16 protein-coding genes are annotated in these 13,332 nt (G+C 64.9%); 8 read left to right on the plus strand and 8 right to left on the minus strand.

The window, feature by feature from the left end; translation table 11 throughout:
* Positions 1-15: 15 nt before the first annotated feature.
* Complete coding sequence (locus tag AB7531_RS36070) at positions 16-513, plus strand: DoxX family protein (RefSeq protein WP_063986664.1); 498 nt, start codon at positions 16-18, stop codon at positions 511-513.
* 58 nt (positions 514-571) lie between these two features.
* Here the strand turns inward: AB7531_RS36070 and AB7531_RS36075 are convergent, their stop codons facing one another.
* Positions 572-1,240, minus strand: coding sequence for a TetR/AcrR family transcriptional regulator (locus tag AB7531_RS36075; RefSeq protein ID WP_063985332.1), 669 nt, complete (start codon positions 1,238-1,240; stop codon positions 572-574).
* A gap of 213 nt (positions 1,241-1,453) precedes the next feature.
* Between AB7531_RS36075 and AB7531_RS36080 the strand changes: the two genes are divergently transcribed.
* The 6 genes from AB7531_RS36080 to AB7531_RS36105 all read left to right on the plus strand — a co-directional run bounded on the left by AB7531_RS36080 (position 1,454) and on the right by AB7531_RS36105 (position 6,455).
* Entirely contained in the window at positions 1,454-2,287 is an 834-nt protein-coding gene (locus AB7531_RS36080) for a sugar phosphate isomerase/epimerase family protein (RefSeq protein WP_063985333.1), read from the plus strand.
* A gap of 19 nt (positions 2,288-2,306) precedes the next feature.
* Positions 2,307-3,386: a Gfo/Idh/MocA family protein gene (locus AB7531_RS36085; protein ID WP_063986665.1), complete on the plus strand. Its 1,080-nt coding sequence runs from the start codon at positions 2,307-2,309 to the stop codon at positions 3,384-3,386.
* Between the two features lie 100 nt (positions 3,387-3,486).
* Positions 3,487-4,155 (plus strand): amino acid ABC transporter permease, encoded by a 669-nt coding sequence (locus AB7531_RS36090; RefSeq protein ID WP_063985334.1) that lies wholly within the window; start codon positions 3,487-3,489, stop codon positions 4,153-4,155.
* A 9-nt stretch (positions 4,156-4,164) separates the two neighbouring features.
* On the plus strand, positions 4,165-4,806 hold the full coding sequence (locus tag AB7531_RS36095; RefSeq protein ID WP_063985335.1) for an amino acid ABC transporter permease: 642 nt from the start codon (positions 4,165-4,167) through the stop codon (positions 4,804-4,806).
* Positions 4,807-4,905: 99 nt separating this feature from the next.
* Positions 4,906-5,670, plus strand: coding sequence for a transporter substrate-binding domain-containing protein (locus tag AB7531_RS36100; protein WP_084795296.1), 765 nt, complete (start codon positions 4,906-4,908; stop codon positions 5,668-5,670).
* A 26-nt stretch (positions 5,671-5,696) separates the two neighbouring features.
* The gene (locus tag AB7531_RS36105) at positions 5,697-6,455 is read left to right on the plus strand and encodes an amino acid ABC transporter ATP-binding protein (protein ID WP_063986666.1); all 759 of its coding nucleotides are present in this window, start codon (positions 5,697-5,699) and stop codon (positions 6,453-6,455) included.
* A 53-nt stretch (positions 6,456-6,508) separates the two neighbouring features.
* On the opposite strand, the gene AB7531_RS36110 is transcribed toward AB7531_RS36105, so the two are convergent.
* From AB7531_RS36110 to AB7531_RS36135, 6 genes are all read right to left on the minus strand, one after another.
* Positions 6,509-7,306 carry an adenylate/guanylate cyclase domain-containing protein gene (locus AB7531_RS36110; RefSeq protein ID WP_063985336.1) on the minus strand — a complete coding sequence of 266 codons (798 nt, stop codon included), beginning with the start codon at positions 7,304-7,306 and terminating at the stop codon, positions 6,509-6,511.
* An 87-nt stretch (positions 7,307-7,393) separates the two neighbouring features.
* Positions 7,394-7,606, minus strand: coding sequence for a hypothetical protein (locus tag AB7531_RS36115; protein ID WP_014497603.1), 213 nt, complete (start codon positions 7,604-7,606; stop codon positions 7,394-7,396).
* A gap of 266 nt (positions 7,607-7,872) precedes the next feature.
* Positions 7,873-8,085, minus strand: coding sequence for a hypothetical protein (locus tag AB7531_RS36120; protein WP_063985337.1), 213 nt, complete (start codon positions 8,083-8,085; stop codon positions 7,873-7,875).
* Between the two features lie 704 nt (positions 8,086-8,789).
* A complete protein-coding gene (locus AB7531_RS36125; protein WP_063986667.1) occupies positions 8,790-9,983 on the minus strand; it encodes an adenylate/guanylate cyclase domain-containing protein in 1,194 nt (397 codons plus the stop codon).
* 126 nt (positions 9,984-10,109) lie between these two features.
* A complete protein-coding gene (locus tag AB7531_RS36130) occupies positions 10,110-10,694 on the minus strand; it encodes a HutD/Ves family protein (RefSeq protein WP_063985338.1) in 585 nt (194 codons plus the stop codon).
* Positions 10,695-10,795: 101 nt separating this feature from the next.
* On the minus strand, positions 10,796-11,326 hold the full coding sequence (locus AB7531_RS36135; protein ID WP_063985339.1) for a hypothetical protein: 531 nt from the start codon (positions 11,324-11,326) through the stop codon (positions 10,796-10,798).
* Positions 11,327-12,123: 797 nt separating this feature from the next.
* On the opposite strand from AB7531_RS36135, the gene AB7531_RS36140 reads away from it, so the two are divergent.
* A complete protein-coding gene (locus tag AB7531_RS36140; protein ID WP_028153826.1) occupies positions 12,124-12,420 on the plus strand; it encodes a hypothetical protein in 297 nt (98 codons plus the stop codon).
* A 57-nt stretch (positions 12,421-12,477) separates the two neighbouring features.
* On the opposite strand, the gene AB7531_RS36145 is transcribed toward AB7531_RS36140, so the two are convergent.
* The gene (locus AB7531_RS36145) at positions 12,478-13,323 is read right to left on the minus strand and encodes an SDR family NAD(P)-dependent oxidoreductase (RefSeq protein ID WP_063985341.1); all 846 of its coding nucleotides are present in this window, start codon (positions 13,321-13,323) and stop codon (positions 12,478-12,480) included.
* Between the last annotated feature and the right edge of the window lie 9 nt (positions 13,324-13,332).

Here is a 13,332-nt window from a genome sequence, read left to right on the forward strand (position 1 = left end):
CTGGAGATCATGACCATGAGCGATGCGATCACGGGCGGGGCCCCACGGCACAGCCCCGCGTCCCTGCTGTTGCCTGGCTTGCGAAATTTCTACGAGATCGCCAATCCCGTTTCCTATGCGTTTCTGCGCGTTGCCTTCGGATTGATCCTGTTCACGCACGGCTTGCCGAAATTGCTCGGCGAGTCCCACGGCGCCATGGCCAATCCGTTCGCGAGCTCCATCAATTTCATCACCAATTCATTGCATTTTCCGGCCCCGGTGGCGTTCGGCTATTTCGTGATGCTGCTGGAAACCATCGGGGCCATCATGCTCGCCGCAGGGCTGTTCACCCGCCTCGTCGCGCCGATGGTCGCCGTGCAGATGGCGATGATCTGCCTGATCCATTATCCCAAATGGGCCTGGATCGATCGCGGCATGGAGTACCCGTTCCTGATGGGCCTCGTTGCCCTGCACATGTCGTTTCGGGGCGGCGGGCGATTTTCGGCGGACGGCTTGATTGGACGGGAGCTTTGAAGGCGCGCCGGGCGGCCCTGCCCGCTCCGGCCGCGCGAGGTCTTCACACCGCCGCCGTTCAATCCCCCCGCACACAACGCCACAGCAGATCGGCGATCTCGGCGCGGCGCTGCGCCCTCGCCTTTGACGAGGACATGTCGAAGGCGAATTGCGCCTCGAACGTGTGACGGTTGGCGACCGCGAAGAAGCTCAGCGCATTCAGCGTCATATGCAGTTCGACCGGATCGATGCCGGGCCGGATCGCGCCGCAGGCCGCGCCGCGCTCCAGCACCTTGGCAATCTGGCTGATGCTCGGCTGCGTCATCTCCTTGAGCCTGCGGCTGATGGCCATGTGCCGTCCGCGATGGATGTTCTCGATGCTGACGAGGCGGACGAATTGCGGATGGGCCTGGTGGAAATCGAAGGTGAATTCGGCAAGCCGGCGGATCGCGGCCTCCGGCTCCAGCGCCTCGAGATGAAGATCCTCCTCGGCGGCGCGCATCTCCGCATAGGCCATCTCCAGCACCGCGGTGAACAGCTCTTCCTTGGAGTTGAAGTAGTAAAAGATCAGCCGCTTGGTGATGTTGGCGCGGGCGGCGATGGCGTCGGTGTTGCCGCCGGACAAGCCGTTCTCGGCGAACTCCTCGAAGGCGATGTCGAGGATCTCCTGCCGCGTCCGCTCGCGGTCGCGCCGCTTGATCGGCACCGGCTTCGCCGCCCGCAGGGGCTGCTTCGTCACACCTGGCATCTGGCCCTTCGGTCCTTCACGGCGGCCGGTCGCGGCATCGCCCTCCCTCCATAGCGCAATCGCGGGCCCTTGACATCAATTATCCCATTGGGTAATTAGTAATTAACCTATAGATTAATTAAGAGGGAGGAGACACATGCGCCTGATCGGCCACCGCCGCGCCAGCTCCCGACCACTGCGACTGCCGGGATTGCCTGTGCAGGCGAGCAGGCCATGATCGCGCTCGGCCTCGCCCATCTCACAGCGTTGGAGCTTGCGCCCACGGCGCTGGTTGCCGAGGCGGCGCGAGCCGGGTTTGCAGCCGTCGCGCTACGCTTCATCCCGGCAACCAGCGACGGGCCGGCCTATCCGACGCAGGTCGGCACCGAGGCCCACCGAGCGCTGAAGCGCGTGCTTGACGGCGAGGGCGTGCGGGTCAGCGACATCGAGCTGGTCCAGCTCAAGCCCGCCATCGACATCTCCTCGCTCGCAGGCTGTCTCGAAGCCGGCGCCGATCTCGGCGCCACCGCGATCATCGCTTCGGGCGACGATCCGGATCGGTCCCGGCTCACCGCGCGTTTCGCCGAGCTCTGCCAACTCGCCGCGTCGTTCGGACTGCGCGTCGACCTCGAATTCATGCGCTGGCGCGCGATCGGCAATTTGGCGCAGGCCGCGGCGGTCATCCGCGACGCAGGCCAGACCAACGGCTCCATCCTGGTCGACGCGTTGCACCTGGCGCGCTCCGGCGGCCGGGCCGGCGACCTGATCCCGCTTCCCGATCATTGGCTTCGCGCCGCGCAACTCTGTGATGCCGTCGCCGAAGCGCCAGCAACGGACGCGGCCATCATTGCCGAGGCGCGCGCGGGACGGCTGCCGCCCGGCGACGGCGCTCTGCCCCTCGGCGCACTGCTGGAGGCCCTGCCCGCTGACACCGCCCTCAGCGTCGAGATGCCGTTGCCGGCGCTCGACGCGAGAGAGCGGATCGCCACGGCGTTCAACGCGACCAGGAACTTGCTCGAAGGCCAGGCCCGCGGCGCCAGACGCCGCGACTGCCACGGCTGGGCCTAAACCCAACGGAATGCACGAGATGACAAAAATCAGGATTGGCGTGATCGGCGCAGGATTGATCGGGCGCAAGCATCTGCGCAAGCTGGCCGAGCACGGCGACTACGAGCTCGCCGGCATCGCCGACGTCAACGCCGAGCAGGTCGCGGCCGAGCAGCCCGGCGCACGCGTCTTCGCGGATTACCGGAGGCTGCTCGACGAGGCGCGGCCCGAGGCCGTGATCATCGCATCGCCCAATCAGCTCCACGCCGAGAACGGCATCGCATGCGCGCGGGCCGGCATCCATATCCTGATCGAAAAGCCGGTCACCGATACGCTCGAGACCGCCGCCGGCCTGATCGCGGAGGTCCGCAAGGCGGGCATCCGGTCGCTGGTCGGGCATCACCGCCGCCATCATAGGCAGGTGAAGGCGCTCAAGGCGCTGCTTGGCGAGGGCCGCATCGGCGATGTCGTCGGCGTTTCGGCGATCTGGGCCACGCACAAGCCGGCCGACTATTTCAAGGCGGCGCCCTGGCGGTCGCAGGCCGGTGGCGGGCCGATCCTGATCAATCTGATCCACGAGATCGACTTCCTGCGCTTTGCGGTCGGCGAGATCGTCGCCGTGGAGGCCATCGCCGCGAACCGGCAGCGCGGCTTCGCGGTCGAGGATACCGCCGCCGCGCTGCTCGAGTTCGAGAACGGCGCGCTCGGCACGTTCTTCCTCAGCGACTGCGCGGTGACGCCCTGGACGATGGAACAGGGTCTCGGCGAGGCGCCGGAGTTTCCGTTCAGCGGCCAGAGCAGCTACCGCCTGATGGGCCGCCGCGGCGCGATCGAATTTCCAAGTCTCGATCAATGGACGCAGGAAGGCGGCGCGCAGGACTGGAACAGGCCGATCCAGGCGCAGGCCAATCATGCGGCGTCGATCGATCCTTACGTCGCCCAGCTCGATCATTTCCGCGACGTGGTCCGGGGTGTGACGCCGTCGCTGCAACCGGTCGAGGACGGCGCGCGAAGCCTGCTGGTGACGCTCGCGATCGCAGAGGCCGCGACGGCGCGACGGCGCATCGACCTGCGCGAGCGCTACGCGGCGCTCGGGCAAGGTGAGCAGGCAACGACCTAGAGCACGGCTTTCACCGCCGTCGGACAGACGCGAACGGGCCAAGCCACGCCAAGGGGGCGGCCCGGCCACGCCAAGAGAGCGGCCCGGAGGGAGGAGCGAGGTGAACTACAAGTTCGATTTCGGACCCGTGATCGAGGGCCTGCCGGAGCTGCTCTGGGGCTGTGCCGGCACGCTCGGCCTGGCGCTGTCGGGCATGGTGCTGGCGCTGATCATCGGGATCGGCGGCGTGCTGCTGCGCGATTCCCGGCTCGCGCCGCTGCGCTGGCTCGTCATCGCGTTCGTCGAGACGATCCGCAACACGCCATTTCTCGGCCAGATCTACTTCGTCTTCTTCGCGTTGCCGATGGTGGGCATCCGCCTCGATCCCACGCTGACCGCGATCATCGCGCTCGGCGTCAACGGCGGCGCCTATGCGATCGAGATTATCCGCGGCGGCGTGCAGTCGATCAACAAGGGGCAGGTCGAGGCCGGACTGGCGCTCGGCCTGAGCCGGACCCTGATCTTCCGCCTGATCGTGCTGAAGCCGGCGCTGCGCGCGATTTTCCCGTCGCTGACCAGCCAGTTCATCATGCTGACGCTGACGACGAGCATCGCATCGGCGATCTCGGCCTATGAGCTGACCTCGGTCGGACAGGCGATCGAGACCAATACGTTCCGCAGCTTCGAGGTCTATGGCGTCGTCACGCTGCTCTATCTCGCGATGTCGTGGATGCTGATGCAGATGTTCGCGCGGATCAACGCGCGCTTCCTGCTCTATCCCGTGAAGTGAGGACGGCGCATGGACAAGAACCAGTTCCTGTTCCTGCTCGGCGGCCTGAAATGGACGCTGGCGCTGTCCGCGATCGGCTTCGCGCTCGGCTCGGTCGCCGGCCTCGGCGTCGCGCTGGCGCGCACCTCGGGCCGGCGCTGGCTCGAACGCGGCGCGGCCGCCTACATCGCGCTGTTCCAGGGCACGCCGCTGCTGATGCAGCTGTTCGTCGTCTATTACGGCCTCGCGCTCGCCGGGCTGAAGCTCGATCCCTGGGTCTCCGTCTCGATCGGCTTCACCCTGCATGCCGGCGCCTTCCTCGGCGAAATCTGGCGCGGCTCGATCGAAGCCGTGCCGCGCGGCCAGGTCGAGGCCGCCAAGGCGCTCAGCCTCGGCTATCTCGACCGGATGAAGGATGTCGTGCTGCCGCAGGCGATCCGCATCTCGCTGCCCGCGACGATCGGGTTCCTGGTGCAGCTGATCAAAGGCACCTCGCTTGCCGCCATCATCGGCTTCACCGAGCTGATGCGCGCCGGGACCATCGTGTCCAACCAGAACTTCAAGCCGCTGCTCGTGCTCGGCCTGGTCTGCGCGCTCTATTTCGCGCTGTGCTGGCCGCTTTCGCTCTATGGCGCCTGGCTGGAGCGGCGGCTCGTCACCGCCGCACGATGATGAATTCAACACAGAGGAGGGAATGATGACCAAAAAGACAATCCGGTTCAATCGCCGCCACATGCTGGCGCTCGGCGCCGGCGCGATGCCTCGCCGTTCGTGCTGTCGCGCGCCGCCTACGCGGTGACGCCTTCGGAGATCAAGGCGCGCGGCAAGGTGTCGATCGGGATCCAGGGCGACAATCCGCCCTGGGGGTTCGTCAATTCCACGGGCAAGCAGGAGGGCCTCGATGCCGATCTCTCCGAGCTGTTTGCAAAAGAGCTCGGCGTAGCCGCCGAATTCACGCCGCTGGCCGTCGCCAATCGCATCCCGGCACTGACGTCGGGACGCGTCGACATCCTGTTCGCGACCATGGCGATGCTGCCGGAGCGCGCCAAGGCGGTGCAATTCTCAAAGCCCTATGGTGCCAACATCATCACCTTCATCGCGCCGAAGGAGATGGAGATCAAATCGCCGGCCGACATGGGCAAATATGTCATCGGTGTCGCGCGCGGCAGTGTGCAGGACACCGACGTGACCAAGGCGGCGCCTCCCGGCACCACCATCCGCCGCTTCGACGGCGATGCGCCGACCATGCAGGCGCTGCTGTCCGGGCAGGTGCAGGCGGTGGGCGGCAACATCTTCTACGTTCCGCGCCTCAACGAATCCAAACCCGGCACTTACGAGAACAAGCTCGAATTCACCAAACTCTATAACGGCGCCTGCACGCGGCTCGGCGAGAAGGAGATCAACGCCTTCGTCAACGGCTTCATCGACAAGATCATCGCCAGCGGCGAATGGGCCAGGATCTATCCGAAGTGGATGAACAACCCGCTGCCGGCTTTCCCCGACAGCATTCCCGGCATCCCCTTCACCGTCAGCTGAGGGAGAGTGCCATGTCGGTCACAGCCATGTCGGTCGCAGCCACGGCGGACACGATGATCGCGATGCGCGGTGTCAACAAATGGTACGGCACCTACCAGGTGCTCACCGACATCAACCTGGCGGTCCGTGCGAGCGAGAAGATCGTCCTGTGCGGGCCGTCCGGATCGGGCAAATCCACCCTGATCCGCTGCATCAATGCGCTGGAGAACTACCAGAAGGGCGAGATCGTCGTCGACGGCGTCCATCTCGGCAGCCAAGGCAAGGCCATCGACGCGGTGCGCCGCGAGGTCGGCATGGTGTTCCAGCAATTCAACCTGTTCCCGCACATGACGGTGCTGGAGAACTGCACGCTGGCGCCGATCCGCTCTCGCGGCATTCCGCGCCCGGCGGCCGAAGAGACCGCGCGGCGGCTGCTCGACCGTGTCAAAATCCTCAACCAGGCGGACAAATACCCGGCGCAATTGTCCGGCGGTCAGCAGCAGCGCGCGGCGATCGCGCGGGCGCTGTGCATGGAGCCCAAGGTGATGCTGTTCGACGAGCCGACCTCGGCGCTCGACCCGGAAATGGTCAAGGAGGTGCTCGACACCATGATCGGGCTTGCGACCGACGGCATGACCATGATCTGCGTCACCCATGAAATGGGCTTCGCCCGGCAGGTCGCCGACCGCGTGATCTTCATGGCGGAGGGACGGATCGTCGAGGAGGCGGAGCCGGAACTCTTCTTCAGGGCCCCGCAGCACGAGCGCACCAAAAAATTCCTCGGCGAAATTCTGCCGCATCATTGAAGCCGTGCCGGCGCGGCGCGACGGCGGTCCGGTGTCCACCCTTGCCGGACGCCTCACGCCTCCACCCGATACAGCCTCCACCGCTCCGGCACACCCTTGAGCTGGTGCATGCCGTGATCCCTGAAGCTGATGGTTGATTGTGCCTTCAGCAAATCCTTGACCGCGCTCGAGACCAAGACTTCGCCGGCCCGCGCTTTCGCGGCGACGCGGGTGCCGATGTGGAAGGCGAGACCGACCATTTCGTCGCCGCTGATCGTATACTCGCCCGCATGCAGGCCGACCCTGATCTCTAGCCCCAGCGTGCGCACCGCCTTCTGGATCGCGGTCGCGCAACTGATCCCGGCCGCCGGCGCCTTGAACGTCGCCAGCACGCCGTCGCCCGTCGTCACGACTTCCTTTCCGCGCGAGCTCTTCAGCTCCTTGCGGACGGCTGCGTAATAATGGCCCATCACCTTGGTCCAGCGCGCATCGCCGAGCTTCGCCGCCTTGGCGGTGGAGCCGACGATATCGACGATCAGGATGGTGGCGAGCGCCCGCTTGAGATCGGTGCCGCGCTCGGCGGGGCGGCGCCGGAGCGCGATAGCTCCGACCAGCGGCTCATAGCGATGGCTACGGCGCCGCGCGATCGCGGCCTTTGCGTAATCCTGGGCACGCTGCGCCGTGCCGCACCGAACTGTCTTCTCCTGCGGCGAGCGCGTCCAGTAGACCTTGCGCCCGGCGCCGGTGCCTTGGACCTCGACGCCGCCCCACTTCAGGAAAACCGCCGAGCCGACGCGCCTGACACACCACGCCTTCGACGTGTATCCCGATACGTTCGACTGATGGACTCCGATGCGAAGGAATTTTGGCATGAACGCGCGGCCAGTCGAAGGAACGTGGGCGGACCTCGGACCAACGTATTCGCACATGCCTGCATTGGCAACAGGGCTCCTCGCACCCTATGCTCCCCTGCGAGCCTCCTGCTTGCCGATCGAGCAGCGCCACGCCGCGAGACGTTCGGCTGGATGCTGCGCCATCCATTCGGCGAGCTGCGGCGCTCCCATCAGACAGGACTGCATCGTCACGTCAGCGAAATCCGAGGTCGTGACGATCTGCTCGTGGCAATCTGTCGGCGACGAGAGGCTGCAGAGCACGGCAATGATCTTGATCATGTCACGAGAGCTCCTTCGACGTACTCGGGCTCTGCGTCGCCGCCCGAGGGGTCGACCGCGGCTCGACGGGCCGCTCGCCGTCGGGATCTGCCCGCGGAAACACGGCGTCATAGTTAGCGCGCGCTTCGCGGATCAGCCGCGCACGCTCGCGCTCAGCTCTTGTGACCAGTCGAACAACTTCGCCCATATCGGCTCCACGGGGTGGCAAGAGAGGAAACTGACCAGACGGCCCTGATTGGGCGACCGGCTCACCGCGCAACCCGCAATCACGGGTACGATTCGTATCGCGTGCCGGCCGAACGCGCCGATGACCTCGCCGCATCGACGCTTGATGCCTTTTCGGCGCGCCGCTGATAGTCATTGGCCAGCATCTCGAGACGGGTCGCGACCACGATGTCCGTCATGGTCCGGGCCGCGCGCAGCAGGCTCTGCGCCGTCTCGAGATATTCCTTTCCTCGTCGTGACATCTGCATGGTCATAGGCGCCTCGCGCGGTTTTCTGAAAACATGTCGACAACCGACGGAAATCGACCGAACCAGTCGCGCTCACCCTGCCGGCGCGTCGCCAAACGTTCGACGCACTTTTTCGAGCAAAGGGGCTTTCGCCAAGAGTAGTAGCGGACCAGGCCAAACTTGCCGTCGCACGCGGCACAGCGAGCGGTTCGACTTCCAGAAACTTGGGAACAGTTTGGCATTGTCGTCTCCTCTTGTGGTCGCGTCCGATGTGTCGATCACCTTTTCTGTTGCATCGAGGCAGCCGCACCGACTGTCCTCGACCAAATCTTGCGGCACCAATCGCAACGCCGCCAGTGAAGCCAACCTAGGCGTCCTGCGCGAACATATCTTTCAACAACGCGTCCGATATTGCCCATAAGCACGACTTCCGTCGCGCGCAGGGGACGTACCCCCGACAACTGCGCGTTTGCGCGATCGCCCGATTCCGGAACTGGGTCGACGTCACGGCGACGCACGCATGCACCGTCAATCACAGCGCGTCGAGGCCATGACGAGCGGAGATGGCGACCGTCGTTCGGAGATGCCGGGGTGTGCAGGACGATGGCAAGCTGGCGTTGCCGATGAGGAGCTGGATTTCTCCGCCATGCCGCGCAATCGGCGGCGCGCGGGTCATCGGCAATCTTGCGTCAGCGAGATTTCAACCGGACGGCTGCGGCGAGCATCACGCCTCAGCCGTGAAACGCAAACAGCTCGATCGGATCGCTGAAGCCGCGCACCTCGTATTTGCCGACATGCTCGAGCTCGAACTCCCGCTCGACCAGCTCGGCGAAGGCGCGCGAGAGCAGCACCGGTCGTCCCAGCTGCTTGGTCAGGGCTTCGAGACGGGAGGCCATGTTGACGGCGGGACCGATGACGGTGAAGTCGAGCCGGCTGGACGATCCGATATTGCCGTACATGACGTCGCCGACGTGGACGCCGATGCCGTAATTCAGCGGCGCGCGGCCGGTCCCGTTGTTCCGTTCGTTCAGCGCGGCCATAGCCTGCCGGGCTTCAGTCACGGCGCGCAACAGGTTTGCGCAGGCGCCGGGCCCGCTGAGCGGGAAAATGGCGAGCAGGCCGTCGCCGATGAATTTCAGGATTTCGCCGCCGTGCCGCGCGATCGGCTCCGACATCGCGTCGAAATAGTCGTTGAGGAGATCGATGACGTCGTCGCGCGGCCAGTTGTCCGAGATCTTCGTGAAGTCACGGAGGTCGCAGATCATGATCGCGGCACGCACCGTCGTGCCGGTGCCGCGCCGCGTGGCCCCGGCCAGGATGAGCTCGCCGGCATGGGAGCCGACATAGGTCTCGAGCAGCGTTCGCGCCAGGCGGTTCTTGACGCGGATCTCGCTGACCAGCGCCAGCACCGGCAGCACGTTCTTGAGCGCAACCAGATGCGCGTCGTCGAAGCCGCCGGGGCGATCGGTCGCGAAGGTGACGAGATGGCGCTTGCCGAGTGTGTGGTGGAGCGGCCAGGCGACGTAGTCGGTCAGACCTTTCGCGCGCATCTCGTCATAGACCGCGTGCCTGCGGCCGAGCGACGGATCGCCTTCGAGGTTCTCGCGGAGTTCGCTCGCACCGTCCAGCATTTCGCTGACAGGGCTGCCGATGAACTCGGATCGCTCGAGCACATCGAAGTCGACCCGCGAGATCTTCGCCTCGCGCATGCCATCCAACCACATGAAGGCGGCGCCGAGCCATTGCGGATGCTGGATCCGGACGTGCATCGTCGACCGCTTGAGCGGAATGCCCGCCTGCTGGAGGCGGATGCACATCTCGGCAAAGATGTTGTCGACGAAGCGCTCGCCGCTCGTGCCGTTGGTCAGCCAGTCGACGACGCCGTCGGATAGCGTGGTGGGGCGATTTTGGTCTGGCGCGGTCATATCCTGCCCGTTCATATCGTGGCTTGCGCGGCGGTCCGCATGATCACGGCAGATATCGTGTTCCGGCGCCGCGGCGTCAACCTAGCCATGTGCATGGATTGTGCGCATCCGCCGGGCGATTGCCATCTAGCCGACGAGCTGAATCGAGCCCAGTACCGCCAGCCCTGAGACGAGTCCCAATCTGGACGCCTGGGTCTGCTCGACCTTCAGCGTGCTGCCGTCGGGGATGACAATATCCTCGCCATTGAGACGAATGCTGCAATCGCCGGAAACCGCGTAAACCAGGTGCGTGCCGGCGGACAAGGGCCGCTCGCCGGGTTCCCTGAGTGCCAGCAGCTCGATCTCCGCCGCGCCGCGCCGGGCCATCAGGTTGACGACCTCGACGGGACCCGCCTCGAGCGCGGTCACGACCTCCATCTCGCCGGTGAAGCGCACCGCCGTAAAAGGTTCGCGCTCGTCGAAGTCCTGGCTGGGCGACTTCAGCACCAGCCCGCGCCCACCGACGACCATTTGCAGGCGGTCGATGCCGGGCATGTAGGAGAAGGGCCCGGGCGCCACGATCGGCGTCGAGGCAAAGCGCCAGAGCAGGCTGTCCCAATCCTTCGCCGGCGCGTCGGCGCGATGGGCATCCGCGATATCGGTGAAGATGCCGCCACCGTTCTTCCAGGGCGAGCGGGTGTAGTCTTCGGACTTCAGCAGCGTGGTTTTCATGTCTTGAATTTATCCGGGAAGGCATGTGGCCGAGATCGTCCGCGCATCATGCGCGGGTTGGGCCGGCTTTGCCAACCGGTTTCACCGGCGATGAACTGCCGTCACGCTTTGGCGTCGAGGTTCAGCCTGGTGCTCAGCTCGTTGACGAGCGAATCCACGAACTGGTTCTGATAGGCCGAGATGCCGTTGAAATAGACCGGGCCGCCGGACTGCACCAGCAGGCCGCCGCCGGACATTTCGGCATCCTTGGCACCGCTCTCGGATTGGGTATCGAGCTTGCCCATGGCGTCGTTGAGCTGCGCGGCGGTCTTGTCGTCCATCTCGCCATTGGCCTGAAGCGTGGCGAGCAAGGCCTGGTAGGCACTGCCGAGATCGGCTCCCGTCCCCGTCTCGGCCGTCGCCGAGAAGCTGCCGTTGGTCTTGCCGCTGTAGCTCTTGTAGGTCAGCGTCTCCGTGGTGGTGCCGTCACTGTTGGTTCGATTGTCGAGCAACAGTTCGAACGCGTTGCCATAGGCGCCCGTCGTCAGCATGTTCGGATCGTTCGGATTCCTGTTCTTGCTCGCGCCTGTCTTGTCGGAGCCTGCGGTCCAGTTCGGCGGGACGGTGTAGCTGACGTTGGTCACGACGCGCATTCCTGTGTGCATTCCAAAGCGCGGAGAATGTTCAGCAAGATATGTGCCAGCGACAGCGCCGTTGATTCCTACCGGCTTTCCTTGCCGTAGCGCGTGGAATTCGCACGACGCTGCAAAAATTGCCCGGCAGTTTCATCCCGTCGCGCGATTGTGCGGAGCTTGCGCCTGAGTTCGTAGCCCGGATGAAGCGCAACGCAGTGCCGGGGCAACTCGCGCGATGAGGCTGTGCTCCCGGATGACGCTTCGCTTCATCAGGCTGCGCGCCCTCCACTCTTTGTCGGGAGCATTGTTGGCCGTCAGCCTTCATGGCCGCACCAAAAGCCTTGCTGTCGAACTTGCCGATCTTCTCGGTGACGGATTTGACGAGATTTGGGGGGACGGATCGCTTCCCTTGCCCCCGCCGGCGGCAATTTAGGTCAGAAATCTACCCCTTTTGGGTACCTTGCACGAAGCTTGAAGCGCCGCATAATACAGACACTTATCCAAAGGTAATCCGCTCGCGCTTCGGCCAGGCAATTGCGTAACGCGCTCCTCTCAGTGGGAGAATTGCAATGCCCGTGTTGGACTTGCCGTACTGGTTGATCATTGCAGGCTCCGCGTTGGTATTGGGCGGGCTCATTGGCTTAGGGGTCAGCCGCAACAGGCGGGTTGAGAGCGATCCCATTCTGCTCCCGGGCGATTTGACGGCATGGAAAGCCGAGGGATCAGAGACCTCGGACCTTGCGGCTATCCGGGATTCGCACAACTGACGGCTTGTGCCCGTGGCCCATTCTGCGGAGCAAACTCTGGAGAGAGACATGACCCTGCACTTTACGCGCGTCGAGACTCCGGTGCATGAACTTGAAATCTGGATGGCGTGCAGCGGCGGATTTTCGTTCGTGATCAGTAACGAAAGCCGCACCGGTCCTGGCCTTCACGGAAAGCCCGGCCTGGTTGCCTCATGGCGACCGGTCGAAGAAAACAAGTCCGCGATCAAGCTTGGCGGCTCCCCCTTCAGTACCTTCGCCGAAGCCGAGAAGGCCTGCGAAGCCGTATTGGAAGCACTTGAGCAGATGAGCGAATCGCAAACTCCGACGACGTCCTCGCCGCAATGAAGAGAGACTCTGCTCGCCGGGGCATCGAATTCCGCGCCGCCGGATTGTGCTGGCGTCTTACATTCCGCTCAGGCCGCTATCCACCGCGAGCGACTGTGCGGTGACGTAGACGCTCTCATCCGACAGAAAGAACAGCACGGCATAGGCGATCTCCCAGGCGGTGGCCTGCCGGCCGAAGGGGACGTGGCCCTTGCCGCGGCTGGGGCGGCCGGCGCCGGCTTCGCGGCCGTTGGGGGTGTCGACGAGGCCGGGATAGACGAGATTGGCGCGGATGCCGCGGCGTGATCCGAGATGGGCGATGTTGCGCATCAGGCCGCCGAGCGCGGCTTTCGACGAGTCATACACCGCCATCTGCGATCCCGCTTTCAGCGCGGCGATCGAGGAGATGAAGACGATGGCGCCGCCATTGTCCAATTTCGGCATCGCGGCGCGGCAGCACAGCATGGGACCGCGGACGTTGACGTCGTAGATCCTGTTCCATTCCTCGGGGCTGACGGCATCGAGGCCGGTCTTGCCGAAGGTGCCGATGTTCAGCACCATGCCGTCAAGGCCGCCCATCGCGCGATGCGCCTCCTCGATCATGCGCTGGACGTCAGGCTCCGACGTGACGTCGGCAGTGATGGCAAAACCCTCGCCGCCTTCGTCGGTGATGTGCTTGACGGTCTGCTGTGCGGACGTCCGGTTGAGATCTGCCACCGCGACCTTCGCGCCCTCGCGTGCGCACAAAATGCTCATGGCGCGGCCGTTGCCGATCGGATCGGTGGCAGCGTCGAACACGCGCTGGCCGCCGCCGACGATCAGGATACGACGTCCCTTCAGGCGTCCCCTGCCCGGCGCTTCGCCCAATGACTCCGCGCTTGGTGGACGGACGTAACGCTCCGGTTTGCTATCGATTTCCGCCATCTCAGCCGC

It is taken from the genome of Bradyrhizobium sp. 63_E2_N1_3, assembly GCF_052076005.1.
GTDB classification, from domain to species: Bacteria; Pseudomonadota; Alphaproteobacteria; order Rhizobiales; family Xanthobacteraceae; genus Bradyrhizobium; species Bradyrhizobium barranii.

Coding starts and splice junctions, on each gene's coding strand:
- AB7531_RS36070 (WP_063986664.1), top strand. CDS start 16: ATGAGCGATGCGATCACGGGCGGGGCCCCACGGCACAGCCCCGCGTCC.
- AB7531_RS36075 (WP_063985332.1), bottom strand. CDS start 1,240: ATGCCAGGTGTGACGAAGCAGCCCCTGCGGGCGGCGAAGCCGGTGCCG.
- AB7531_RS36080 (WP_063985333.1), top strand. CDS start 1,454: ATGATCGCGCTCGGCCTCGCCCATCTCACAGCGTTGGAGCTTGCGCCC.
- AB7531_RS36085 (WP_063986665.1), top strand. CDS start 2,307: ATGACAAAAATCAGGATTGGCGTGATCGGCGCAGGATTGATCGGGCGC.
- AB7531_RS36095 (WP_063985335.1), top strand. CDS start 4,165: ATGGACAAGAACCAGTTCCTGTTCCTGCTCGGCGGCCTGAAATGGACG.
- AB7531_RS36105 (WP_063986666.1), top strand. CDS start 5,697: ATGTCGGTCGCAGCCACGGCGGACACGATGATCGCGATGCGCGGTGTC.
- AB7531_RS36110 (WP_063985336.1), bottom strand. CDS start 7,306: ATGCCAAAATTCCTTCGCATCGGAGTCCATCAGTCGAACGTATCGGGA.
- AB7531_RS36115 (WP_014497603.1), bottom strand. CDS start 7,606: ATGATCAAGATCATTGCCGTGCTCTGCAGCCTCTCGTCGCCGACAGAT.
- AB7531_RS36120 (WP_063985337.1), bottom strand. CDS start 8,085: ATGACCATGCAGATGTCACGACGAGGAAAGGAATATCTCGAGACGGCG.
- AB7531_RS36125 (WP_063986667.1), bottom strand. CDS start 9,983: ATGACCGCGCCAGACCAAAATCGCCCCACCACGCTATCCGACGGCGTC.
- AB7531_RS36130 (WP_063985338.1), bottom strand. CDS start 10,694: ATGAAAACCACGCTGCTGAAGTCCGAAGACTACACCCGCTCGCCCTGG.
- AB7531_RS36135 (WP_063985339.1), bottom strand. CDS start 11,326: ATGCGCGTCGTGACCAACGTCAGCTACACCGTCCCGCCGAACTGGACC.
- AB7531_RS36140 (WP_028153826.1), top strand. CDS start 12,124: ATGACCCTGCACTTTACGCGCGTCGAGACTCCGGTGCATGAACTTGAA.
- AB7531_RS36145 (WP_063985341.1), bottom strand. CDS start 13,323: ATGGCGGAAATCGATAGCAAACCGGAGCGTTACGTCCGTCCACCAAGC.